A 25,440-nucleotide genomic window follows, 5' to 3' on the forward strand; every position below is an offset into this window, starting at 1 on the left:
ACCTCCTTTCACCCTATATATCGTTTTGAAAATGGAAAAAGGGGCATGGTATGAAAAATAATTTAGAAATGGTGAATTGAAAAAACCCTGGAGAGTCATTTCTCCAGGGTTTTTCTTGAAGTAGACTATTCAATTAAACGTTTGATTAACTCATGTAAGCTTCATGACACGCCTGTTAATGTTTTGTAAAGATTACCCATTGTATCTCCATAATGCGTTTTCCATCTTTATAATGAGTATATAAAGCAAACTCAGAACAGGATGTGAGCTCATGCAGAAAGCGAATCAAGAAATGAAGATGATCTTTTTCTTAAGTGCGATAACCTGTATCGGAATACTACTTATTCACGTATCTAGCTTGTTTAGTGAGACAGTAACGACTCCATTAGTTACAGCCGACCTTCCAGGCGTTGCCATGTTTGCCGTCATAGGTGGGATGCTGTTTGTGATGCTAGAGCGAAGTGTAGGATCTGATCGTAAACGATTCTATCGATCAGGGTTCGTAAAGATCGTTCTTCCGTTTATAGGAATTAGTATTCTATATCTTGCAATCACAAAAATCGTAATGGAAATATCGATATTTACTGGTTGGAAGACACACGTTCTTGATTTCGCAATGGGCAACTCCTATTTTCATCTCTATCTTGTTGCAGCTGCTCTTCAATTCTATTTAATCTTTCCGTTGCTACAATTGATCCGCTCAAAAATGAGCTGGTCCATTCTATTAGTCATTTCTTTTGTCGTGAATGCGTATTTTCTTTTCGTACATTCACCTGACACAGCTACTGTAATTGGACAAATTCTCGGACAGAAAGCCATCTTAGTAAAGTGGATTTTCTTCTTTGTATTTGGAGCCTTTCTTGCACATCATAGTGAACTTGTTCAATGCATTGCTAAGAAGCTTAACTGGACAGGGTTTGCAAGCTTCATAGGGATAATTGGTTTCATCATTTATGACCGTCAAGCAATGGGAACTTCAAGTTGGACGTTCATGCTAAGCATTCCGATTCTAACGATTTCACTATTAGCGATGTATGAATCGATTAAAAAAGTCATTTTGCTAGATCTATTTTTAGAAGCTATTGGAAGAAATACGTTCGGAGTGTATCTCATCTATCCTCTCGTCCTGTTTGTCTTTTCGACTGTACTTCCTGAGGAGATGTGGAGCAAGGGATATTTTGTTCTCGTTTTCGCACTCGTTCTTGGAACGTCCGTCTTTATTAATAAAGCCATGTCGTTATCTACCGTGAAGGAAGCAAATAAGAATGGTTCAGTTTCTCATTCTTATACGATGAAAACGAAGGAATTAAGTGTGAACTGAGGCCGGTAACTTAATGAAATATCAATCAACAGATTAAGGCCCATGTTAATGGGGTCTTTTTTTATAGGCTCTTTTCGTAGACATTGTTGCTATATCGAGTTAATTTCCGCTCCAATTGCGAAGTGTGGTTTTTTATTCAATGATTGATTCGAAAACAACTATCTATTAGAAAAGAGCCTTTTTATTTAAGCTAAAAGGACAACCTACACCAAGCGATCTTCAGGTGAATAGGGTAATACTAGAATTGTGTTGAAAATTAAAGTGAAGGTGGGTGTGTTTCTATGTTAGAAAAGATGAAAGTAGAAGAAATTATCCCAATTGCTCTAGAAGCAGGAGCGAACATTATGGAAATCTATCGAACTGAAGATTTCCACGTTCAAACCAAACAAGACGCCTCGCCTCTAACCTTAGCAGACCAACTATCGCACGAAACGATAGTGAAAGGTCTCGAAGCTCTACAATTAGATATTCCAATTCTAAGTGAAGAAGGAAAGCAGTTAACGTATGAGGATCGAAAAAATTGGGAGTATTTCTGGCTGATTGATCCGTTAGACGGTACGAAAGAATTTATTAAACGAAACGGAGAGTTTACGGTTAATATTGCGCTCATCCATAATGGGAAACCAGTCATAGGTGTTATTTATGCGCCAGTGCTCGATACGCTTTATGTGGCAAAGGAAGGATTAGGTTCATTTAAAGTAGAGGAAGCAACTAAAAAGAAGTTTGAATCAATCGAAGAATTTATAACCGTAGCTAGGAAGTTACCTCTAGATTGTAAAGAAAAGAAAATTTCTGCAGTTGCTAGTCGATCGCACCTTTCGAAAGAGACAGAGGACTATTTATGTAAGGTGAAAAAGAAGTATGGCGAAATTGATATCACTTCAGCAGGAAGCTCTCTTAAACTTTGCCTTGTAGCAGAAGGAACAGCAAGCGTTTATCCTCGCTTTGCGCCAACAATGGAGTGGGATACAGCGGCGGGCCATGCGATTGTAACTTGTGCAGGCGGAACGGTTACCCAGCCTGAATCACGTAAACCACTTTCGTATAACAAGCAGGATTTGCTGAACCCGTGGTTTATCGTTCGGAAAGATGGGTTTGAGCTGTAGCTTTCATGTTAATTAAACGTTTGATTAAGACCATTCCGTCTTCTTAACCTCTTAAATTAATTATTATAGCGGATTGGTAATAGGACTCCCTCTTCTTCTAATAAAGTAAGCAGGGGGTGTTCTAATGAGGAAGAAATGGCTGTTGTTAGCGTTGTTCGCTTTACTTGCTCTTGTCGGTTGTTCTGATCCTGTTCAAGATGATCTTCTACATTACGTGAATGACGAGATGCCTGAGCTTGTGCAAGAAGAGACAGCGATTATTGATTTGTACGATAGCGTAATCGGGCCAAATCATCAGGATGATTCCATAACTTATCAAACGCTAACAACAGAAGTGATCCCCCAGTATGTAGGGTACATGGATCGCGTGCAAAAAGTTGAAATTGAGACAAGTGAACTACGGGAAATTCATGAGAACTACATCGATGCCCTTCATCTTCAGCACAGTGCTTTTCTCGGTGTGGTGAGCGCCATTGAGCACCAGGATTATGGTGAGATGGATGCTGCTAATGCGAAGTTACATGAAGCCGGGAAAATGATGAGGGAGTATCAGGAGGATGTTAAATCGCTGGCGGAGGAGCATGATGTACAACTGAAAAAATAAGATTAAGAGTGACCGGGGTTTATCTGGTCACTATTTTTAATGTTTAATACTTAAAATATTAGGATTAGTTCAATGAATTAATAACCCGAAACTAAGATGATATGCACAATATCGAGTGATTAAGAAGCTTTAATTCCCTTTTTTAACTAATTCCCAATATTTGTACAAGCAATGGACATTAGCTGGAATATACTAAATCAACACCAATCCGATAGTTTGAAAGACCCTTTATTTATAATTAAATAACTAAATTCAATAGAATGAGATGATAAATTGAATAGAATTTGTAGGTATTACAAATGAATGTTTATCTCTATTTAATATAGAGGGAATTTTCTTCAATACTACTTCTGGAGAGGTGAATAACAATACAGATAAGGTGGTATGAATGGAGAGAGTATTTTCGTATTCCTTTGATCAGAACGGTAACCTTGACTTGAAAGTTCCTTCAAATATATTTGAAGATAATAGTGATGGAAATCCACAGGAACCTCCGGTAGAACCCCCTGCAAGCGCGAATGTGATTGATGTTACAGTAGAAGATTATGGTGCTGTGCCAAACGATCCTTCAAAAGCTTCACAGAATCGAGCGGCAATTCAAAAGGCAATCGATGAAAACAACTATCTTGTTTTTCCGGGTAAATACTATATTAATGCTCCTCTTAAAACGGGTTCTTCGAAATACACTATTGGACGAGGTATGAGAACGAGTGGCGTTATTGGAGTAGCAGGGATGGACGCTCCTCTTTTTATTATGGAGAATGGTTTCAATAGCCAATTTAGTGATATGGAACTTTCTTATGGTGATTGGTCACCAGGTGAGAATCGTAATGCGATTTTGTTCCGTGGCCAAATTGCTCATTCAAGCTTCAAGAACTTACGTTTTATTTCGGTAACACGAGCTTTCTACATTGACCCAACAAGTACAATTGGTGGAAACGTGTTTTCGAATAATTTCGAGAATCTTTATACGTTCTGGTATTCAAAAAATGCTTATCATCTTAAAGCAAGAAGCGGTGCTAATACAGGTAATGTATTCTCGAACTTGTACTGCCACAATGGTGGAAGAGATAACCGCCTGTCGGCTGCAGTGACTCCTTACTATTTCGAGGAATTGTCTGAGAGCACAATGATTCAATTAAATGCAGAATGGTCTAATGTTGACTCAGCATTTCATTTCAAGTACTGCAGAAACATCAATCTCCTTTCCGGCCATATTGAAGGACTGAATATGAAGAATTCCAATATGGGATTAATTCGAGTAGAAGGAATCGCTGGGTCTCCATCTCAAAAGGGATCACTGCGTATACAGGGACTAGATCTGTATAATGTGTCTTGTGATGTTCCAGGCTACGTTTTTCAAGCTGTAAACAATGGTGTTATTTATGCGAGTGATATGAACGAGCAGGTAACACAAGGTAACCTTAGACTTATTCATACAAATTCAAGCGGAGAAGACTATTTTTATTTAGAAAACATAAGATACCGTAGTATTTCTACTATAGAGCCACCAGTTCAGTTGAATGCAAATGGAAAGCCTAAATTAGTGAAATTCAATGATGAAGATCGATACCTGATTGTGCCAGGCAATGATGGAAAGTATCAAATAACTGTTGAAAATGGTGTTATTAAAGCAAGGAAAATATAAGTGAAGAATTTCTACTAAACTTTCAAACTGACAGGATAATTTCTGTCAGTTCTTTTAATTCCGCTCCAGAATGCTCGCTTTCCGCGGGGCGACGAAAAGAGCCTTTAATAAAAAGTATTATTTATAAAATATAATTTTATTTTACTGATTCACTATAGTGAGAGTGAAAAAATGTTTAGAACGAACTAATTAGAAAAATAAAAAGGAGTTTTGTTCTTTATATAGAATAAAAATAAATAAGAATAATTAGTGTAGTCTTTATTTTGCATGCTTCCGTTCTTTATAAAGTTTTTAATTTAGGTATGTTAATGAACACTGTTGATTTTTGGCTCATTTACGCCCAGTGGTGACCAATCGCTTTGAGCAAATTCATTTGCTCAGTCGATTGGTCACCACTGGGCGACCTTTCAGCAGAGCTGAAAGGCGAGTGAAACTGAGGTTTCACTCGAATGAGCCAAAAATCGAGAAACAAACAATATGACCTAACATAGCCTTAATTTAATAAACTGAATTGACACTAATCTTTTTCTTTTGAAAAGGAAGTTATAGTTTTTAAGTACACACCGATGCCAAGCATTTTCACTTAAAACGCAAGAAACCTCTTAATAAGTATATAAATCAGTAGGGTCACCAAATTCAAGTGAGGTTTTATAAAAAAATACACTTGTGTTCTTTATAATGAACAGTATAATAGTTTATATAGATCTGATATCCCAAGCAATTTCCAATTGAAGTGGTTGAAACAGCTCTCATTGGTGTCAAGTTGTTACAACCTGTGAAAGGAAAGAGTTTTTATCCATTTTTTATTACTAGGGGAATTGGAATGCCAAGATGGCAGCGACACAAATCTCTTGAAATGAAATCATAGTCAATTGAATTGCTAGGTGGCATTCTGTAAATTAATAAGACCTTATCAATGCAAGAAAAAGACGTGTTAGTTAGAAATTGAAATCTAGAAATTATAACAATGAAGGTGAGTGAGATGCATGCAACGAGCTAAAATAGGAGTTATTGGTACTGGCCTAATAGCCACTGGATTGATTCGGCTTATAGGTAAACAAGAAGATGTATCTGTCTCACGGATTTTGACCAGAAGAAATACAACAGATATGGTGGGTTATCCTTTTCAAGAGCGTTTAACAAATTCAGTTGATGAGTTAATTGAACATAGTGATCTAATTGTAGAATGCAGTGGGGATGTTATCTATGGAAGTAAAGTGATTGAACGAGCAATGGAAGCTGGTTTGCCCATTGTTACGATGAATGCCGAACTTCAGGTAACGACGGGTTCCTACTTTGCTCGAAAAGGTTTCATAACAGAAGCTGAAGGCGATCAGCCTGGATGTATTGCAGCCCTTGATGAAAATGTTAAGCAAATGGGTTTTAAACCAGTGGTTTATGGTAATATAAAAGGCTTTTTGAAAACGAATCCTTCAAAGGAAGATATGGAGTTTTGGTCCAAGCGCAACGGCACCACTATCGGTATGACGACTTCCTTCACTGATGGTACAAAGGTACAAATTGAACAGGCGCTTGTAGCAAATGGGCTTGGGGCAACAATTGCAAAAGATGGGCTCCTTGGTTTTGCGTCTGATGATGCTAAGGAGGGAGGAGAACAATTAGCGAGAGCAGCCGAAGGAATCAGTTTACCAATTAGTGATTATATTCTATCTTCTAAACTTCCGCCAGGAGTTTTCATTACTGCCACCCATGATGAGGATCAGCAGGACGCGCTTCGTTATTACAAAATGGGCATGGGCCCTTATTACACTTCCCTTACAAACTCTCATTTATGTCATCTAGAAATACTGAAAACAATAAGACGAGTACTAGATGGGAAAGGCGTATTGCTAAATAATAGCGAGCAGCCAACCATAAGTGTAGCGGCAATAGCCAAAAGAAAGCTTGATGTTGGTCAATTTATAGAACGGGCAATTGGTAGCTTTGATCTAAGGGGTGAAGCCGTACGAATTGAAAAGAATGAGAATCACGTTCCTATCGGTGTTCTTCGTAATGCTCGACTAAAGAAACCAATTGAAGAGGGAGAAATGATTCAATTCTCAGATGTGGATATTCCTGAAAGCATCGCACTGAAAGCTTGGAGGAGTGTTCTAAAGGAGCGGGTAGCTATCAAATAGTATCTTACCGTTAAGGAGGGGTGAGATACTGGAAGGTGAAGATGTGTATGATAGGAGAAAATTTAAAAAAATACAGATTGGCTAAAGGAATCTCTCTTACCGAATTAGCTGAACAATCCGGTGTTTCTAAGTCATACCTTAACAGCCTTGAAAGAAACATCAAAAGTAACCCTTCTATTAATGTCATCAATCGATTAGCCGATGTGTTAGATACAAATCTGCACGATATCATCGGGACAGGGGAAGATCAAGCGAGTCCAGCACAAGAAAGTCAAGGATTGGAACTGTTTAATGAAGAAGCAAAAAAGGCAGGTATTGAAGAAGTCGATTTAAACGAGTACAAACAAGTAATCGACTACATTAAATGGAAGAAAAAGCAGAGATGACTTTTTAAAGAAGCTGTCTAACTAATTAAATGTGGATTTCAACAAAACGGCCAATTGTGGTCGTTTTTCTTTTGGTTACATAAACGTTTGTTTAACTCACAAATAACGTGTGCGAAATAACCAATTTTACCAATTAATAGTATGTATATGGCGAATAGCCCTTTCTATTTATGAATTAATCCATAGAATATAGTAAATGCGAAAGGAGACAAGCTATGAATTTGCTGCCAGATTTTTCGAGCAGTCAATGGGTGAAGCACAGCCCTAACCAAACTGAACTGATTGGAAGTAATGAAGTGGTCATCAATGCTGTTTCACAGTGGCACGTGGTGGATATTACTCTCCCTGTTCAGTCGAATACTGCTTATCATTTTAAAATCGAAAAGCCGAACAACGGAACCGTCTTCATTTTTGAAAGAAGCAACGGCAAAGAGACTTACTTGACAGGTTCGCTAGATATCGAATTCACTACGAAAAAAGATACAGACAGCATTCGGATCGGATTATCTAATGGAACGACTCCTAACGGGTCATATGTCTTTCGTAATCCCTCATTAGAACTTGTAAGTGATACGGTAGAACTTCTTCCTGAGCTTTCAAATAGTCAATGGGTTAATAACAGCCCAGGTCAGATTGCAGTTACGGGTCAAAATCAGATCACGATTCGAGCAAATGCTCAGTGGCATGTGTTTGAGATTATCCAACCAGTTCAATCTAATACAAAGTATACTTTCAAAGTAGGAAACCAAGACAATGGGACTATCTTTATTTTTGAACGAAATCAATCAGGTGCAGAACAATTCCTGGCTATTTCAGCAGACCTTGAATTTAAAACACAAAGTACAACGAAAAGTCTTCGCATAGGATTAACAAACGGAACAGCTTCCTCAGGAACATTTGTATTCCGTAATCCAAGCTTAGTAGTAGAATCAGGTGCTCCTAACCCAGATCCAGATCCGGATCCAGATTCGCCAACACAAAATGAGCCATTTAATCGTGGGCATCTTAAAGTGAGCGGTAATGGTCATTTTCTTATCCATGAAGATGGAACGCCATTTTTCTATATGGCAGACACAGCCTGGGAGCTATTCGGAAGGGTTACAAGGGAACAAGCAGAGATGTATTTTTCGAACCGAAAGCAAAAAGGTTTTAATGCCATACAGGCTGTTGTTGTGACGCAGTTTGAGCGTTTTGGTGTAGCTCCTAACATTTATGGTGATAAGGCAATATTGAACAATGACTTTTACCAACCGAATGAAGCTTATTACCAGAACGTCGACTGGATTGTTGATAAAGCTGAGGAAATGGGTCTCTATATTGTTATGTTGCCGTTATGGGGAAGTGCTGAGTTAGAAGGTCCATCAAGAGGTTTTCCTAACCCAGCTCTAAATCCATCAACAAACAATCAAGGATTACAAGAAGCGAAGAACAAAGCCTACTTCCACGGGAACTTTCTTGCTAAGAGATATAAGGGTAAAGCAAATATCATCTGGATGCTCGGAGGAGATGGAGATCCTGCAGTCCCAGGAAGTTTTGACTTTATTTCGATTTACCAAGCCATGGCTAACGGTATCGTTGATGGTGATGGAGGCCGTTTCTTAAGAACTTATCACCCACGAACACAATCCTCTAAGTATCTGCATACGATTACGTTGAGTAATGGGGAACAAATGTTGGACTTCAACTCAAATCAGACTGCGCAGGTTTTTGATTTCCCTAACTACCCACCAGTCGCTAATGATTGGGGCTTATCTCCAGCAAAGCCAACTTTGAATGCGGAGAATAGGTACGAAGATATTCCAAATAACTATACTGCAGGTAATCCGAGATTAAGAGATTTTGATGTCAGACAGGCACAATATTGGGCGCTATTTTCTGGAGCATTTGGTATCACTTATGGTCATAACGATATCTGGCAAATGTATGTGAAATCACTTTATTCGCCGTGGATAGGAGCAAATTCGAACTGGTACGATGAATTGGACAGCCCTGGTGCATTCCAGATGTCACATATTCGAAAGCTAATGTTAAGTCGGCCATTTCTTAACCGCATTCCAGATCAGGGAATCATTGCATCCAGCCAACCTTCTACAAGTGGTGCTTATATTGCGGCTACTCGAGCTTCAGATGGAAGTTACGCGTTCGTCTACACACCATTTGGAGGAACGGTAACGGTTAATATGAGTAAAATCAGCGGAGGATCTGTAAAAGCACACTGGTACAATCCTAGAAATGGAACCACAACGTTTATTGGTACCTATACGAATACAGGTACAAGAACCTTTACAGCTCCTAGCTCAAATAGAGGGAACGACTGGGTTTTGATGCTTGATGATAATACGAAGAGCTATCCGACGCCTTAAAGGTGTGTAGTAGAGAGAAGAAGTCCTTTTCTAAATGAAGAGGGCTTTTTTAGTCGCTGCGCCTAGTTCTGGTGGTCGGGTGGTGCCTGTCACCACCCGAACGGTGTAACCTTTTGTCGTTTGCGCCAAAAAGCAGGGATTTGGTGGTTTGTATGGAATTTTTTACTTGATACGCCATATGTATACTCATATTGAAGGAGAGGGTTTGCCATGCCGTTTATTGATGTAAACGATACACCGCTCTATTATGAAGATTATGGTCCAAAAGATGCACCTGTCATGGTATTCAGTCATTCGCTATTCTTTACGTCGTATATGTTCCACAATCAAGTAGCACATTTCTCAAAAAATTATCGTGTGATTTGTTATGACCATCGCGGACAAGGTAGAAGCGGTCGGTCCTTTTTGGAGAATCTTGATATGGATACGCTTACAGACGATGCGGCTGCATTGATTGAAGAGCTTGGAATTAAAAAGTGTCATTTTATCGGAAATTCAATGGGCGGATTTATCGCACTGCGTCTAGCGGCGAGACGTCCTGACTTGTTAAGTTCCTGTGTTGTGCTAGGAAGTTCGGGTGAAGAAGAATACAAAAGAGCTGAATTTCAGCCCCTCGTATCACAGCTTCAGATGCATGGAGCTGAAGGCGTTGTGGATACGCTCATGTACATCATGTTCGGTGATGCTTCACTAGATGATCCTGTATTTGAGAAGGAACGGAATTATTGGTACGACTATATGAAGAAACTTGAACCATCGATTGGTGATGCTGCGCATCAAGTGATCCATCGGACGAGCATTCTTGAGGAATTAGAAGGTGTGAAGATTCCAGTTCTAGCCGTTGCTGGAGAGCAGGATCATGCGTATTCGATCAAACTCTCTGAGAATATTGCTAAGAAAGTAGAGAATGGTAGATGTGAAGTACTAGGGAAAGCGGGACATTCTATTTCCCTTGAAAAGCCTGATGAAGTAAATAAGTTATTGGAGAGGCATTTTGCGAGAATGAAAGCTCATCAGTGGTAAGTGAGATTAAACGTTAGGATTATTATAAGGAGCCTTTCTCGAATGGGGGAAAGGTTTTTTTTTTTAGTCTTAGCGATTAGGTGTGCCTTCAGAAGTTATAAACGAATGGATTAAGGGTATTAAACCAAAACGAAGCGACATGAATAATTTGGTAATTCTTGTTACACAATAGATAAGTGGAGAAAGAAATATCAGGAGGTCATACCATGAAGAAAAGAGTTTTTGGTTCATTAGGATTGTTATCAGCAGGAGCGCTCGTTCTCGCTTTTTCTAAAACAGCGAGGAAAAATACGCGCGATGTCATTCTAAACGGATCTGAAAAGGCTATGAAGTATGGAGAGCAATTAAAAACGTCGACCTTGAAAGTTGGCCAGTATGCTAAACGAGGCAATATAGAGCGGAAGCCAGCGGAAGAGCAGGAGAAGTATCCCTCTTATGTCGGGTATGGCGCGAGTGATGGAGTAAGTAACAACACAAAGGTGCACAAAATTAATCCTGCTAACTTCAAAAAATCTCAAAATGTGATGAACGACAAGAAAATGCCGTCACGAATGGCTGAAGTCGCTGAAGAATTCGATTTAACTGAGCGGTGACAGGCACCACCCGATTTAGCACGAACGGTGTCGAACGCAACAAAAAGCCCTCTTTCTTAATTGAAAGAGGGCTTTTTGTTATGATTGTATCGTTTCACTCAACTTCAACTGCAACCGCCCTTACTGGAGAGCCATCTAGGCCTTCTAGCTTTAGCGGTAAAGCGATGATGAGCGGATTCGCAAAATCGATTTGGTCGAAGTTACAGAAATTCTCGCCTATAATGCCGTTCTCTGACGTGATCGCTTCATGTACAGGGAACGCAGAGCCGTCTGGTGGGTCGACGTTAAGGGCATCGATAAAGAAGGTCGTTACGCCTTTATCGAGCAGACTGTTGATGATGTCTACAGAAAGGTACGGATGCTCGAAATACGTTTCTGTTCCAATATGCTTAGCCCAACCGGTGTGAAAGAGGACGATTGTACCTGGAACGACGCTTTCAATTTGGTCAGCTACATCGTCCATTGTGATTTGTTCGGCTGGTGCCTTACCGGTTACATCAATTACGAGTCCAGGCGCCATGAATTTCGTTAGGCTTGATTGATCGATTCGTTCGCCTTCTTTCTGAAAGTGAAAGGGTGCGTCAACGTGTGTTCCGGTGTGTGAGCCAATGTTAAGCTGGGTTACCTGGTAGCCGTCTTTATCAAGCTCTGCAGCAGGATGAATGTTGGGTTTAGGATCTCCAGGGTAAACGGGCGTTTCATTGTTGATTGGAATGGATAAGTCGATAATCTGTTTAAAGTTCATGAGATGGGCTCCTTAGCTGTAGATGTCAGTTCTTCGTTCTTCTAGCATGGAGAAGAATGTTTGTTTCAATTCGTTCCGAAAGTGATTATCTGTGTTTGCAGTAATGATATCATACTGTTTTTCGGTAGTTGAAATCGTTTGACCATCTTGAGGTGAAGCCGTAATGGGTAAATAGTAGGGTGGTGCCTGTCACCACCCGGTTTAGCTCGTATTTTGTCGAAAGAAAACACCCGAGGATGTGGTAATCCTCGGGTGTTTGTTTGGCTAATCGTTTGCAACGATCTCTTTCGTGCTATTCGCTGGCACCGTAACCTCTACCTCAATATACTGCTTATCACCAGAAGTAACGTCTTGCTTCACTGTTCCTTCTGATACAGCATAGTCACCTTTCACTAAATACATAGGTATGGTTACCGTCATCTCTTTCTTCAAGCGATTAAAGACTGTCACCGTTTGCTTCGTAGCACTTCCGTCGTTCGGGTTTTGATACGTCGATTCTAGTGACATAACGCCACTTTCGGTGTCGCCATTTTGGTAAACAGGAACAGAGTGCCTTGGTTCTTCGTAATTGTAATTCGTGACTTCTCCGTTTTTCACTTCGAAAGGACGGAAGCCAGCCCATGGTTTGCCGCTAAGCTCTACAGACGTTGTTGTCGTATAGAGGATGCCGTCTTTTTCGGTCACATTATCAATGTGTGTATGACCATGAAGGCTTAGGTCAACGTTGTTTTGCTTCATCACATCGATTAGTTCGTTTGCGTTTTCTCCGTGCCACTGCTGGTCGTAATCGATACCCAGCTTTTCGCCAAGAATAAGAGTATCGAGCTTTTGTGGGTTGTGCTGCTCGTCATACTGCTTCCAATATTTCTGTACGTCTGGGTCATCTTTTGGCCAGATGTCCCGATCCTGCCAGAGTGGATTGTGGTGAGAGAACAGTCCTTTGATTTGATCAGGATGGGCTGTTTTGGCGTTATCGGCAAGGTCTTGTTTCACCCAGTTCAGCTGTTCTTCGCGAATTTGTCCACCCCATGTTGGTACAGAAACAGTACCGTTTCCGCTTCGATCGAACTTGTGCCAATCAAACGAGTTGTACCCAAGAAAGTGAGCGTATGGGCCGTAATCAAATGAGAAGTATTGAGGTCCAAAGTATTCTTCCCAGTATTTTGCGCCATCCGTTAGTGTTGCGTCTTGCGCATAGTAATCATGATTTCCTGGAACAAGATAGACAGGTACGTCTAGCTTTTGTAGCATTCTGTACGTTTCTTCATATTCGTAGATGTATTCTTGTGGATTCATTTGACCAAACATTAAATCTCCAGTCACCACAACAAAATCGGGATTTTTCAAGTTCACTTCTTCAATGGCTTTCTGTAGGTATAGCCAGCGCTTGTCTTCATCAGGATTCCACATGCCCGCTTCTTTCAAGCGGCCTGCGTTCACAGTTGATGGATCATCTGTGCTACCTAGATTACGTGGCGAACCAACATGCGTATCTGTTAAGTGTAGAAATGTAAAATCTTTATTAAACTCTTTTACTACTTTGACGGAGTGTGGTTGCTCATCCGTTTTTCGTTGTCCGTTTGCTGTATAGGATACTTCAAGGTCATATAATTCTTCTGGTACGTCTTTGGGAATAACTACTTCTACATCATAGATGTTCGAGGCGTCTTTCCAATGGGATTGTCCTGCCGTTACGTTTTCAACAGGCAATTCATACGTTTCTGTGAAAGCAGAATGATTTGTTGGCTTTAGTTTCACGCTCCAGCCAGCTGCCTCTTTCCCCTGACTATCCATTTTCACAGTTAACGTTTGTCCATTTTCTTTAATCGCAGGTGTTCCAAAAAGAGGGGCAATGATGTCATTTACTTTCGGGTCTACTGAAATGTTTAGTGCATCATCAGTGAAGTGAGTTGTGTTACCAATTCCTCCATCTTGTTGATCGACAGTACCTAGTGGGCTACTAGCGGAAAATACTGATAACGGACCAATAAACATAACAGCAATCATGATGGCTGCTAAAACGTTTCTACGATTATTCAAGTTGTGTCCTCCTAGTGATGGTGATACTTATAGTGTAAAGGGGTACTGTGAAGGAAGTGTTAACTTTCAATTACAAAGTATTAGGGGTAGATGTTAGATTTGTTAAGGATTGAATCGTTAATCAAACGTTTAATTAACTAACCCGTGATTGAGTCCGTTGGCGTTATCTTGTAAAATGACGTAACAGACAAATGAAGAAAAGGTGCAACATATGAAATCAATTATTGTAATAGGAGCAGGCATACTTGGTGCGTCCGCTGCCTATCACCTGGCTAAGCAAGGAGCGGATGTGATGCTGGTCGACCGAAAAGATGAGGGGCAAGCGACTGAAGCTGCAGCTGGTATTGTGTGTCCATGGCTGACGAATCGTCGCGGTGGAGCGTTTTATCGATTGGTAGAAGCGGGAGCACGCTATTATCCCACTCTAATAGAACAACTACGAAAAGATGGTGAAAAAGACACGGGCTATTCCCGTGTTGGTGCCATTAATATCTATTCAGGTGAGAAGAAGCTTGAAAAGAAATTAAAGCTTGCGATGGAACGACGAAAAGATACACCAGAGATGGGGGATGTGTCTCGCCTTTCAGCTGCTGAAACGAATGCGCTATTTCCTCCGCTATCGGATCACTACAGTGCCGTCCATCTTAGTGGCGCGGCTCGAGTAAATGGAGCAGCATTGCGAAATGCGCTGATTCGAGCGGCGGAAAAGAACGGCGCGAAGGTGTTACAAGGCGATGCAACGCTTGATTGGGATGGTTCACGAGTAAAAGGTGCAGTGGTAGATGGAGAGCTCTATCATTCCGATCAAACGATCGTTACTGGGGGTGCCTGGTCGAAAGAGCTACTAGAGCCGCTTGGTATGAAGTTTCTCGTCTCCCCTCAAAAAGCGCAGATTGTTCATCTAAAGCTTCCGGATACCGATACAAATAAGTGGCCAATAGTGATGCCTCCTTTTATTCAATATTTCTTGCCATTTGAAGATGGGAAAATTGTCGTAGGTGCGACGCAGGAAGATGAAGCTGGTTTTGATTTGCGTGTCACGATGGGTGGCGTGAACCATATTATCGACCGAGCATTGAAGGTTGCGCCTGGATTGGAGAACAGCACATACGTGGAAACCAAAGTTGGATTTCGTCCATTCACGCCTGGAAATGTGCCGATGATTGGAGCAATACCTCATGTGAAAGGGTTAGTTGTTGGAAACGGGCTCGGAGCGTCCGGCTTAACGAGCGGGCCCTTTCTTGGTGCGGAGATTGCTCGGCTTGTTCTTGGAGAACGAAATGAGCTTCCGTTAGAGGATTATCATCCAGGTAGTGCTTTTAGTTAAATGGTTAATATGAATAGAGAGGTGCACCCTTTGGGGGTGCATCTTTTAAGTATGAACAGCAGTTGTTCCATGATCGATCAGTAATGTCATAAAATGTAGAAAAATACTATTAATGTCGAAAGAATTTTCTTGCTTATTAGTAAAAAATACCATAACATGTGTTCATAGGTACAAAGAACCAAAACACGCCCGGATTAGAACAAGCAATATACACAATAACGCAAAGGTAAACTTATCGAAAGGTAAGGACACAAAGCCGTGGGTCTAACGTAACGTTTGTTACTATGATTGCCAGGTTGCCGAATAGCGAAGAGACGTCATGCTATTCCATTTGGAGTAGCATTTTTTTGTTTTACACCATAAGAGATTCAGCATGCATATGAATAGATTGTTGTTGAGACACGTTATAACGCTCGTACTCTATCGTTCTGAAAGGAATTTCGTAGCAATGACATTGAAACAAAATATGCTGTTGAGGATTTACCTGTACTGTTGCCTTGGAGTATTTGTTAGTCTAACGCTCGTTCATCTTAGACCTTTGAATCAAGATGAAGTAATTGTTATTTTAGTCATTGGATTAGTTGCGATTTGGTTTGAATGGCGCCCGATTTTACTACCAAGTGGGGAAGAGCTTTCCCTAGTCTCTCCGCTACTTTTCACTTCGAGTGTCCTTTATGGATTCTTTCCAACCGCTTGTATCTTATTAGGCTCCACAATTATTCTCGCATGTATGAAACCTTCATCGTGGAAGCCGATTTTATTCAATGGAGCGCAATATGCCCTTTCTGTTTATGTCGCTCTACAAGTCTATCAACTCGCAGGGGGCATAATCGGAACGCTTGATCTGAATAACGTTCTGTCGTATTCACTCTACATTTTGTGCTACCAGGTAATAAATTTTCTATTCGTTACGATTTTTATGTACATTAGCACGCAAACGTTTATCTCAACTGATGTTAAATCGAATATCATTTATCTGAATTTAATGGCACTTGCAACGCTCGTAACTAAGGTGATTGAGCAGGGGGAGATCATTGGGATCGTTCTTTTCGTCATTGTTCTCTGGGGTCTCGGAATTTCTTATCGAACATACTACGCGATGTATAATGATTTTAAGATTCTATCGATTAAAGATGGATTAACAAATCTCTATAATCACCGCCACTTTCAAGAGAAAGTAGAAGAGGTGGTTGTATTGGATCGAGAGGTATCGCTTTTGTTGATCGACTTAGATTTCTTTAAATTGTACAACGATCAGTTCGGCCATCCTGAAGGAGATAAGTTGTTAAAAGAGGTATCCCGACTCCTCCTTGATCAAACGCCAAAGAGTGTTGATGCGTTTCGATACGGTGGAGAAGAATTTGCGTTGATTCTACCAGACTTTAATCAGACGGAAGCACTCGCTCTCGCTGAGAAATTACGACAAGCTATTGCAGAGAAAGACTTCTATGGCGCGGATTCTATGGAAATGGGTCATATTACGGTTTCGATTGGAATTTCCACCTATCCAGAGATGGCGGATACAAAAGAACAATTCATCAAAAACGCTGATTTGGCTCTTTACGAAGCAAAGAAAATGAGAAATAACGTTGTTACCTATTCGACTAGTATTGAGCGGGTGAGTGAGTTGGTTAGTCGGTAGGGTTTGTATCAAGTTTAAAGTGCTGTTTCATAGCGATGCAGCGCTTTTTTCCGTAATAAACCTTGCTAAAAGAGATGAATGATTAGTCTGTGATAGAAGGGGTTCATCTCATGTATCACGGTTGATGTGTTGTTTATTTCATTTGAGATTTGTAGTACAGTTTGTGAAGTTGCGATTCGGGTTGAACCGGTTTTCACTTTTGAGTTATTAGAATGGAGGTTATAGGATGAAGAAAGTCATGTTACTGATTCTGATCGTAGTACTGTCAATGGGAGTAATCGCTTGTACGAATGAGAACGATGCTTCTGATGACAAGGATGTTCGTGAAGTTGTTTGGGGGCAGTTACCATCAGAACAAAAAGATTTCATTGATGGTAATTGGGAAGATGCAACTGTTTCTAAAATAGAGCTAAGAGAGGGTATAATGAGTTCCGATTTACATGATATGAGTGAGACTCTATACATCGGAAACGAAGTGTATGCTATTGATTTTCCAATTAGAAGTGGTTCTTCAACAAACACTATCACCGTTTTTGCTGATGTGGATAACGGGGAATACATAGCGAATGGCCTTGTTGATTAAATAAGGTGATGAAGGATATTGATTGACAAAAAACTCGTCCGATGACGAGTTTTTTTGTAGTTTTTGTTACAATTTCAATCCGCTTCTACTCTTAAATCTGCGCAAAAGAATATGTGACTCAACGCGCGTAATTCCTTCTAGTGCATACAATTCATTATTCACAAAGAACTCTAACTGTGTAAAATCATTGACGAGCACATGCATATGTAGCGTACTTGGTCCCGTCATTTGGTAACAGCTAGCGACATAAGGATTGTTCGCGAGGTTTTCAGCTACTTCGACAAGAGATCGTGGTTCACAATCAACTTCGAAAAAAGCGGAGACTCCTTTTCCTACTTTTTCGCTATTCACGACGCACGTAAATTTTTCAATTACGCCACACTCAATTAATTGATTAACCCTAGATCTCACCGCAACACGAGATAGGTCGAGTTCTTTTCCGATATCTGCATACGACAACCTGCCATCCTCAGTAAGTAACTCGATAATTCGCTTATCTGTATCATCAATTTTTAGTTTTTTATCCTCATTCATTTTTACACACCCCAACACTAATGATCTATAGATAACATACCACACTGAAATCTTTACTTACATTTTGCATATGATGCGACGATGAATTGGATAATTTATCAGAATATGAAGAAATTATACAAAAATTAAAATTTTTAGTCAAAACACCTTTTATTCTGATAGATCATCCTTTATAATCTAGAATAATAAAAACATTTGTTAATTAAAAGTATAAATTAAGTTAACGAAAGTATGAAAAAGAGGTGAATAAATGAATTAAAGTTAAATAAATATAGGTAAATTCATTATTTGCTAAAAACTTAGCTAAGGGAGGGATTACATGCTTGGTCTAATTGTTAGACGTTTGCTTCAGCTCGTATTATTGCTTTTTGGTATATCATTTCTTGTGTTTATGAGTATGCACCTGGCACCAGGGGATCCAGCTTCGATTATTGGAGGACCGACAGCTACTGAGTCAGACTTAGCTGCAATTCGTGAGGAGCTAGGATTAAATCGTCCAGTGTTAACGCAATACGTTGATTACATAGCGGGTGTGTTGCATGGAGATCTTGGGTATTCCTTTCAAAACAATCAGTCGGTTTCTTCGGCTATTATGACGAGGTTTCCACAAACCTTTAATCTAGCGATTGCGAGCATGATTGTTGCGATACTTATTGGTGTACCTGCAGGAATTATTTCAGCTACGAAACAAAATTCGTGGTTTGATGTTTCAAGTACAACAGTTGCTTTGGCGGGGATTTCAATTCCAAACTTCTGGCTTGGTGCGATGCTTATCTTGATTTTCTCCGTTCAGCTTCAATGGCTTCCGGTTGGAGGGTTAAGTGCACCGTTTTGGACAATTGAAGGGATGAAGCAATTAATTCTCCCAGCGATAACGCTAGGAACAGCATCTGCCGCTATGATCGCGCGAATGAGTCGATCGACGATGTTGGAAGTGATTCGGGCCGATTACATTCGAACTGCAAGAGCGAAAGGCGTTCGGAAACGCGCTGTTACTTGGGTACATGCATTAAGAAATGCAATGATCCCTGTTATTACGGTTATTGGATTGAATTTTGGTTTTCTATTAGGCGGCACAATTATCACAGAACAGGTTTTTGCAATTAATGGGGTTGGACGATTAATGATTGATGCCATTGCTGCACGAGATTTCCCGGTAGTTCAAGGAACGGTTTTACTAGTTGCTACGCTGTTTGTTGTTGTGAATCTGATTGTGGATATTGTTTATGCAGTAATTGATCCACGAATTAGCTATGACTGATAAGGAGGGGATACGATGGCTTCTGGAGTTATAAGTCCTGCAAATACTAGCGTGAAACAGCCGAAAAAGGAAAGAATGCTTTTCCAAACGTTTAAGCGTTTATGTAAAAATAAGCTGGCTGTTTTCGGGATGATCGTGATTGCTTTTCAGATTCTATTAGCAATCTTCGCTCCGTGGATTGCTCAGTATGACCCGGTCGTTCAAAATCTATCGAAAGCTCAATTAGGTCCTGGCGCAGAGGGACATTTCCTTGGTACAGATAATTACGGTCGCGATATGTTCGCACGATTAGTTTATGGAGCAAGGATTTCATTAATAGTTGGGATCACATCGGTTACGCTTGGTTTACTTGGAGGGCTCTTTCTTGGTCTTATCTCAGGTTATTATAGAAAATTAGACGGAGTTATTATGAGGTTCGTAGATTTACTTTTCGCTTTCCCAGGTATTCTACTTGCGATGTTGATTATTGCGATGCTCGGGACAAGCCTTGTGAACGTTGTGATTGCGATTAGCATCTGGTCAATTCCCACCTGTGCAAGGATTGTAAGGGGCAGTGTCCTTTCGGTTAAAAAGCAAGAATATGTGGTGGCGATGAAGTCTCTTGGTGCGAGTGATTTAAGAATTATTATGAAGCATATTCTACCAAACTGCACAGCACCGATTATTGTGTTCGCGACAATGAGAATGGCAACAGCAATTCTTTCAACTGCTGCGTTAAGCTTCCTCGGGCTTGGTGCACAGCCACCAACACCAGAGTGGGGCGCCATGATTGCAGCTGGACAGGATTTTATGTGGACAGCACCACATATGACGGTTATCCCTGGAATCGCGATTATGCTCGTTGTTTTTGCTTTTAACGTTGTTGGAGATGGTTTACGTGATGCACTTGATCCGAATATGGAGCTTGATACTTAAAACAAATGGAGGTCTATTGAATGAAAAAAATATGGAATAACTCGATCGCTCTCGTCCTTTTTATTTTAGTTCTAGCTTTAGCAGGTTGCAGTGGTGAATCGTCGTCTGGAGGCGATGGAGGAAATGACGTATCTCAAGAATTAACGTATGCGGCTACGTCCGATATTGTTGGTCTTTCTCCAATTGATACAAATGATTCTGTCTCATCTGCCATGATCGAACAAGTATATGAAACGCTTTTCGTACGTGATCCTAAAACGATGGAAATCAAGCCACAGCTTGCAGAGTCGTATGAAAATCCTGATGATACAACTTGGAAAATCAAGTTAAAAGAGGATATTAAGTTCCATGATGGTACTCCTCTTAACGCAGAAGCTGTGAAATACACATTCGAGCAATTCCTCAATGAAGAACGAGCTGCTCCGCGTGCATCTCTACTTGAACCAATCGAGTCGATTGAAGCGGAAGATGAGTATACAGTCGTAATTAATACGAAAGAGCCATACGGTCCTTTACTTGCAGCACTTTCACATACGAATGCTTCAATTGTAAGTCCTGAAGCCGATCAGAATGGTGATCTTAATAAGCAACCAGTTGGTACGGGGCCTTTTATGTTTGTTGAATGGGTACAGGGAGATAAAGTGACGTTAGAAGCAAATGGAGACTACTGGCAAGGTGCGCCAGATCTTAAGAAAGTGACAATGAAAGTTGTACCAGAATATTCAACTGCCGTTTCGATGCTTCAGACTGGTGAAGTCCAGTTCCTTGATAATATTTCAAGTGAGCATTTACCACGAATTGAATCAATGGAAAATGTTGAAATCAATACAAAAGAAGGAACCCCAGTCTACTATCTTGGTTTTAATATGAATAAAGAGCCATTCAACGATCCAAAGTTTCGTGAAGCGATTGCTCATGCGATCGATCGAGAAGCTTATGTGAATCAGCTTGGTGGTCTTGGTATTCAAAATGATAGCATTATCGGTCCGAAAGTATTTGGATACAAAGAAGAAGCAAAGGATGCTGGATATGATTTTGATACGGAAATAGCGAAGCAAATGCTTGAAGACAATGGCTATGCTAGTCAGAAAATCACGTTGCTTGCTGCTAACACAGGTAATTATATGAAGATGGCAGAAATCGTTCAGGCGCAGCTTAGTGATGTTGGACTTGATGTGAGCATCGAGTCTATGGAGTGGGGAACGTTCCTTGATACAACAACTCAGGGCAAATTCGAAATGACCTTCCTAGGCTGGTCAAATAGTACGGCTGATGGAAGTGAATTACTATATCCTAACCTTCACTCCGATAACCTTGGATCATCGAATCGAACAGGTTATGACAATGGTGAATTCGATGCGTTAGTTGATGCCTCTCGTGTCTCAGTCGATCAGGCAGAACGAGAAGAGAAGCTTCATGAAGCGAACATGATGGCAATGAAGGATGCTGTCTGGATTCCGATGCACCATGGCGTTGTGACTGCGGCATATGATCAATCTGTTAAAGGACTAGAACTAGATCCGACAGGTCAGTGGTCGTTATATAACGTACACAGAGAGTAGGGTGAACGATGAATCAATTATTAGAGGTGAATGATCTTGTTACTTCCTTTCGTACGGCTGAGGGTAAACTCTCTGCTGTACGGGGAGTATCTTTTTCGGTAGACAAAGGGGAAACCCTCTGTATTGTAGGTGAATCTGGATGTGGGAAAAGCATTACGACACTTTCGGTAATGGGACTTTTACCGAGCAATGGTGAAATCTCACGTGGATCAATCCAGTTCTCAGGTGAAGAACTAACAACGAAAAACGAAGAAGAACTGAGAAAACTTAGAGGAAACGAGATCTCTATGATTTTTCAGGAGCCAATGACGGCGTTGAATCCGGTGTTTACGATTGGTTACCAGCTCCGAGAGCCACTAATGATACACAAACGACTATCGAAGCGAGAGGCAACTCAAAAAGCGATAACCCTTTTAGATCAAGTGGGAATTCCTCATCCTGTAAGCAAGCTAAAGCAATTTCCGCATGAATTAAGTGGTGGAATGAGGCAGCGAGTGATGATTGCGATGGCGCTCGCGTGCAATCCTTCTCTTCTTATCGCAGACGAACCTACCACTGCACTTGATGTAACAATACAGGCGCAAATTCTTGATTTAATCGATGATTTGAAAGCAGATCTTGGCATGGGTGTTGTAATGGTGACGCATGATATGGGCGTGGTGGCTGAGGTAGCTGATCGCGTCATGGTTATGTACGCGGGTGAAGTTGTCGAGGTAGGGACTGTTACTGAAATCTTTGAAGCTCCGAAGCACCCTTATACAAGAGGGTTATTGGCTTCTGTTCCGAACATCGATGACCCTGATCACTCGATGGAGGCGATTCCTGGCTCGCTACCAAATTTAAGTGAAGAAATACAGGGATGCCGTTTCCATCCGAGATGTCCTTTTGCGATGGATAAATGCATGGAAATGGAACCGCCACTGTTTGAATTGAGCTCAGAACATCAATCAAAATGCTGGCTACAGGAGGTGAAGCACTATGATAAACAGTCCGCAACCTCTTCTTAAAGTGCGTGATGTGAAAAAGTATTTTCCGATAAAAAGCGGCTTGCTTCGTAAAACAATGGCCAACGTGAAAGCTGTCGAGGGTGTTTCGATTGATGTATTAGAAGGCGAGACACTTGGTGTTGTAGGTGAATCTGGTTGCGGAAAATCAACGTTTGGTCGAACAATCCTTGGGCTCGAGCCGTTAACTGAGGGTACAATTCAGTTTAAAGGTCAGGAAATAGGTGGCCTCTCAGATCGGAAATTGAAGAAATTCAAAAAAGAAATGCAAATGATATTCCAAGATCCGTATGCTTCTTTAAACCCACGACAGCGGATTGGAGATAGTCTTGAAGAAGCTTACATCATCCACACCTCCTTGAAAAAAGCCGAGCGTCAGGCGAGGGTGCGAGAATTATTAAAGGAAGTTGGATTAAAAGGGGAGCACTATGAACGGTATCCTCACGAATTTAGCGGAGGTCAACGTCAGCGGATTGGCATTGCTCGTGCAATTGCCCTCAATCCTTCTTTCATCGTGTGTGATGAAGCAGTGTCAGCGCTAGATGTTTCTGTCCAAGCGCAGATCATCTCACTTTTAAAGAAGCTACAGCAGTCGCATCAATTAACATATTTATTTATATCCCATGATCTTGGTGTTGTGAGACATACGTGTGATCGGGTACTCGTTATGTACCTTGGAGCTACCGCTGAACTAGCACCGGCTGATGAGCTATATAAAAATCCACTTCATCCATACACAAAGGCATTGCTATCTGCGATTCCAAGACCGGTTCCAGGCAAGAAACGAGAGCGTGTACATTTGAAAGGGGATCTACCTAATCCAGCTAACTACCCAACGGGTTGTCCTTTTCATACACGTTGTCCAATTGGAACAGAGGAATGTCGTGAGAAGAGACCAGATTGGCGAGAGGTTAAAGAAGGTCACTATGTAGCGTGTCATAAAGTAAGCCTATGATATCATTTGATAGATCTATTTTTTTGATAATGAAAGGAGATTCCTATGACGACTGATTACTTGCATTACCCATACGCTTCACAGCGCATGACGACGGTTGCAAATAAAGGGATGGTTGCGACGTCGCAGCCGTTAGCGGCACAGGCGGGATTAGATATTCTGAAAAAAGGGGGCAATGCCATTGATGCGGCGATCGCAACAGCGGCTGTGCTGACGGTTGTTGAGCCAACGTCAAACGGGATTGGTGGCGATGCGTTCGCGCTCGTTTGGACAAAGGGACAGTTGCATGGCTTAAATGGAAGCGGTCCGTCACCAAAATCGATTTCTATTGAGTCATTGAAAGAACGGGGATACGATGAAATTCCTAAGTTCGGGTGGATTCCAGTAACTGTTCCTGGCGTTCCGGCTTCATGGGCGGAATTATCGCGTCGCTTCGGGAAGCTTTCATTAAGAGAGACGTTGGAGCCTGCGATTCATTATGCAGAAGAAGGGTTCCCAGTGTCACCAATACTAAGTAAGTTCTGGCAAAATGCACACGCTCAGTTTAAAGAAATTTTAACAGATGATGAGTTCACGCATTGGTTTGAAACGTTTGCTCCAGAAGGACGTGCGCCTGAAGTTGGGGAGATTTTTCGTTCGAAAGGTCATGCTGAGACGTTGAGAGAAATCGGGGATACGGATGGAAAGTCATTTTATCAGGGAGCAATTGCTGAGAAGATTGCTGCGTTTTCGGCTAAGTACAATGGCTACCTTACAGAGGAAGACCTTGCTTCCTTCCAACCTGAATGGGTGGATCCGATTTCTGTTTCGTATCGAGGGTATGATGTTTGGGAGATTCCACCGAACGGACAAGGGCTAATCGCTCTTTCTGCGTTAAATATTTTAAAAGGATTCGAGTTCGATCATAAAGAATCTGCTGAAACGTATCATAAACATATTGAATCAATGAAACTGGCATTTGCCGATGGACAGAAGTACATAACAGATCACGAGCAAATGTCAGTTGCAGTTGACGATTTGCTTTCAGAAACGTATGGAGAAAGTCGCCGTGCGTTAATAGGGGATGAGGCATTGATGCCTTCACCAGGACAGCCACCAAAAGGCGGAACGGTCTATTTAGCGACGGCAGACGCTGAAGGTAACATGGTTTCATTTATACAGAGTAACTACATGGGATTCGGCTCTGGGCTTGTTGTACCAGGGACAGGTATCGCATTGCAAAATCGAGGGCATAATTTCTCGATGGATCCTGAGCATGATAACGCTCTAGCGGGAGGAAAGCGGACGTATCACACGATTATTCCTGGCTTCTTAAGTAAAAATGGAGAAGCGGTCGGTCCATTTGGTGTAATGGGCGGCTTTATGCAACCGCAGGGTCATTTGCAAGTGATCACAAACATGATTGATTTTAACTTGAATCCTCAGGCGGCGCTTGATGCACCAAGATGGCAGTGGGTAGAGGGGAAGAGAGTATGGGTCGAATCGACATTCCCATCTTATCTTGCAGAAGCGCTCAGTCGAAAAGGGCACAAGATTGAAGTTCAATTGGAAAAAGGCGCGTTCGGAAGAGGGCAGATTATCTGGCGTGATCACCAATCTGGTACACTGTTTGGAGGTACCGAATCTCGAACAGATGGCACAATCGCTGCTTACTAGGTTAGGCGGTGCTGAGAATGTGAAAGGTGGTGTC

General features: G+C 41.2%; 21 protein-coding genes and 1 riboswitch. Of the genes, 18 read left to right on the forward strand and 3 right to left on the reverse strand.

The annotated features are described in order from the left end of the window. The first annotated feature begins 271 nt into the window (after positions 1-271). The 9 genes from AB986_RS12810 to AB986_RS12850 all read left to right on the forward strand — a co-directional run bounded on the left by AB986_RS12810 (position 272) and on the right by AB986_RS12850 (position 11,182). A complete protein-coding gene (locus AB986_RS12810) occupies positions 272-1,321 on the forward strand; it encodes an acyltransferase family protein (protein WP_048311514.1) in 1,050 nt (349 codons plus the stop codon). A 281-nt stretch (positions 1,322-1,602) separates the two neighbouring features. After that, a complete protein-coding gene (gene cysQ / locus AB986_RS12815; RefSeq protein WP_048311515.1) occupies positions 1,603-2,427 on the forward strand; it encodes a 3'(2'),5'-bisphosphate nucleotidase CysQ in 825 nt (274 codons plus the stop codon). Positions 2,428-2,551: 124 nt separating this feature from the next. Beyond that, on the forward strand, positions 2,552-3,031 hold the full coding sequence (locus AB986_RS12820) for a hypothetical protein (RefSeq protein WP_048311516.1): 480 nt from the start codon (positions 2,552-2,554) through the stop codon (positions 3,029-3,031). 388 nt (positions 3,032-3,419) lie between these two features. After that, positions 3,420-4,679: a hypothetical protein gene (locus tag AB986_RS12825; RefSeq protein WP_048311517.1), complete on the forward strand. Its 1,260-nt coding sequence runs from the start codon at positions 3,420-3,422 to the stop codon at positions 4,677-4,679. 986 nt (positions 4,680-5,665) lie between these two features. Next, positions 5,666-6,817 (forward strand): NAD(P)-dependent oxidoreductase, encoded by a 1,152-nt coding sequence (locus AB986_RS12830; protein WP_048311518.1) that lies wholly within the window; start codon positions 5,666-5,668, stop codon positions 6,815-6,817. Positions 6,818-6,837: 20 nt separating this feature from the next. Next, a complete protein-coding gene (locus AB986_RS12835) occupies positions 6,838-7,203 on the forward strand; it encodes a helix-turn-helix domain-containing protein (protein ID WP_152670990.1) in 366 nt (121 codons plus the stop codon). Positions 7,204-7,418: 215 nt separating this feature from the next. Continuing rightward, positions 7,419-9,566, forward strand: coding sequence for a glycoside hydrolase family 140 protein (locus AB986_RS21220; protein WP_053216174.1), 2,148 nt, complete (start codon positions 7,419-7,421; stop codon positions 9,564-9,566). A 210-nt stretch (positions 9,567-9,776) separates the two neighbouring features. Further along, positions 9,777-10,589 (forward strand): alpha/beta fold hydrolase, encoded by an 813-nt coding sequence (locus AB986_RS12845; protein WP_048311520.1) that lies wholly within the window; start codon positions 9,777-9,779, stop codon positions 10,587-10,589. Positions 10,590-10,795: 206 nt separating this feature from the next. Next, positions 10,796-11,182, forward strand: coding sequence for a hypothetical protein (locus AB986_RS12850; RefSeq protein ID WP_048311521.1), 387 nt, complete (start codon positions 10,796-10,798; stop codon positions 11,180-11,182). 94 nt (positions 11,183-11,276) lie between these two features. On the opposite strand, the gene AB986_RS12855 is transcribed toward AB986_RS12850, so the two are convergent. Together AB986_RS12855 and AB986_RS12860 are read right to left on the reverse strand one after the other, a co-directional pair. Next, positions 11,277-11,927 (reverse strand): cyclase family protein, encoded by a 651-nt coding sequence (locus tag AB986_RS12855; RefSeq protein ID WP_048311522.1) that lies wholly within the window; start codon positions 11,925-11,927, stop codon positions 11,277-11,279. 264 nt (positions 11,928-12,191) lie between these two features. Beyond that, positions 12,192-13,967, reverse strand: coding sequence for a metallophosphoesterase family protein (locus tag AB986_RS12860; protein WP_048311523.1), 1,776 nt, complete (start codon positions 13,965-13,967; stop codon positions 12,192-12,194). Positions 13,968-14,178: 211 nt separating this feature from the next. On the opposite strand from AB986_RS12860, the gene AB986_RS12865 reads away from it, so the two are divergent. From AB986_RS12865 to AB986_RS12875, 3 genes are all read left to right on the forward strand, one after another. Beyond that, positions 14,179-15,294 carry an NAD(P)/FAD-dependent oxidoreductase gene (locus AB986_RS12865; protein ID WP_048311524.1) on the forward strand — a complete coding sequence of 372 codons (1,116 nt, stop codon included), beginning with the start codon at positions 14,179-14,181 and terminating at the stop codon, positions 15,292-15,294. 215 nt (positions 15,295-15,509) lie between these two features. After that, positions 15,510-15,598: riboswitch (cyclic di-GMP riboswitch) on the forward strand. Between the two features lie 69 nt (positions 15,599-15,667). Then, positions 15,668-16,936, forward strand: coding sequence for a GGDEF domain-containing protein (locus tag AB986_RS12870; protein ID WP_048311525.1), 1,269 nt, complete (start codon positions 15,668-15,670; stop codon positions 16,934-16,936). Positions 16,937-17,162: 226 nt separating this feature from the next. Further along, complete coding sequence (locus AB986_RS12875; protein WP_048311526.1) at positions 17,163-17,519, forward strand: hypothetical protein; 357 nt, start codon at positions 17,163-17,165, stop codon at positions 17,517-17,519. A gap of 66 nt (positions 17,520-17,585) precedes the next feature. Here the strand turns inward: AB986_RS12875 and AB986_RS12880 are convergent, their stop codons facing one another. Beyond that, positions 17,586-18,053 (reverse strand): Lrp/AsnC family transcriptional regulator, encoded by a 468-nt coding sequence (locus tag AB986_RS12880; RefSeq protein WP_048311527.1) that lies wholly within the window; start codon positions 18,051-18,053, stop codon positions 17,586-17,588. A 319-nt stretch (positions 18,054-18,372) separates the two neighbouring features. Between AB986_RS12880 and nikB the strand changes: the two genes are divergently transcribed. Genes nikB through AB986_RS12910 form a run of 6 tightly spaced genes read left to right on the forward strand, consistent with a single transcriptional unit; the run spans position 18,373 to position 25,406 of the window. Then, the gene (gene nikB / locus AB986_RS12885) at positions 18,373-19,314 is read left to right on the forward strand and encodes a nickel ABC transporter permease (protein WP_048311528.1); all 942 of its coding nucleotides are present in this window, start codon (positions 18,373-18,375) and stop codon (positions 19,312-19,314) included. Positions 19,315-19,329: 15 nt separating this feature from the next. After that, entirely contained in the window at positions 19,330-20,229 is a 900-nt protein-coding gene (locus AB986_RS12890) for an ABC transporter permease (protein ID WP_048311529.1), read from the forward strand. A 20-nt stretch (positions 20,230-20,249) separates the two neighbouring features. Then, positions 20,250-21,791, forward strand: a complete 1,542-nt coding sequence (locus AB986_RS12895) for a glutathione ABC transporter substrate-binding protein (protein ID WP_048311530.1) — start codon at positions 20,250-20,252, stop codon at positions 21,789-21,791. Positions 21,792-21,799: 8 nt separating this feature from the next. After that, positions 21,800-22,798 carry an ABC transporter ATP-binding protein gene (locus tag AB986_RS12900; RefSeq protein WP_048311531.1) on the forward strand — a complete coding sequence of 333 codons (999 nt, stop codon included), beginning with the start codon at positions 21,800-21,802 and terminating at the stop codon, positions 22,796-22,798. Beyond that, entirely contained in the window at positions 22,770-23,750 is a 981-nt protein-coding gene (locus AB986_RS12905) for an ABC transporter ATP-binding protein (protein ID WP_048311532.1), read from the forward strand. Before AB986_RS12900 ends, AB986_RS12905 begins: the two co-directional genes overlap by 29 nt. 45 nt (positions 23,751-23,795) lie before the next feature. Next, a complete protein-coding gene (locus AB986_RS12910) occupies positions 23,796-25,406 on the forward strand; it encodes a gamma-glutamyltransferase family protein (RefSeq protein WP_048311533.1) in 1,611 nt (536 codons plus the stop codon). Positions 25,407-25,440: the final 34 nt, after the last annotated feature.

It is taken from the genome of Guptibacillus hwajinpoensis, from assembly GCF_001039475.1.
Lineage (GTDB): Bacteria > Bacillota > Bacilli > Bacillales > Guptibacillaceae > Guptibacillus > Guptibacillus hwajinpoensis.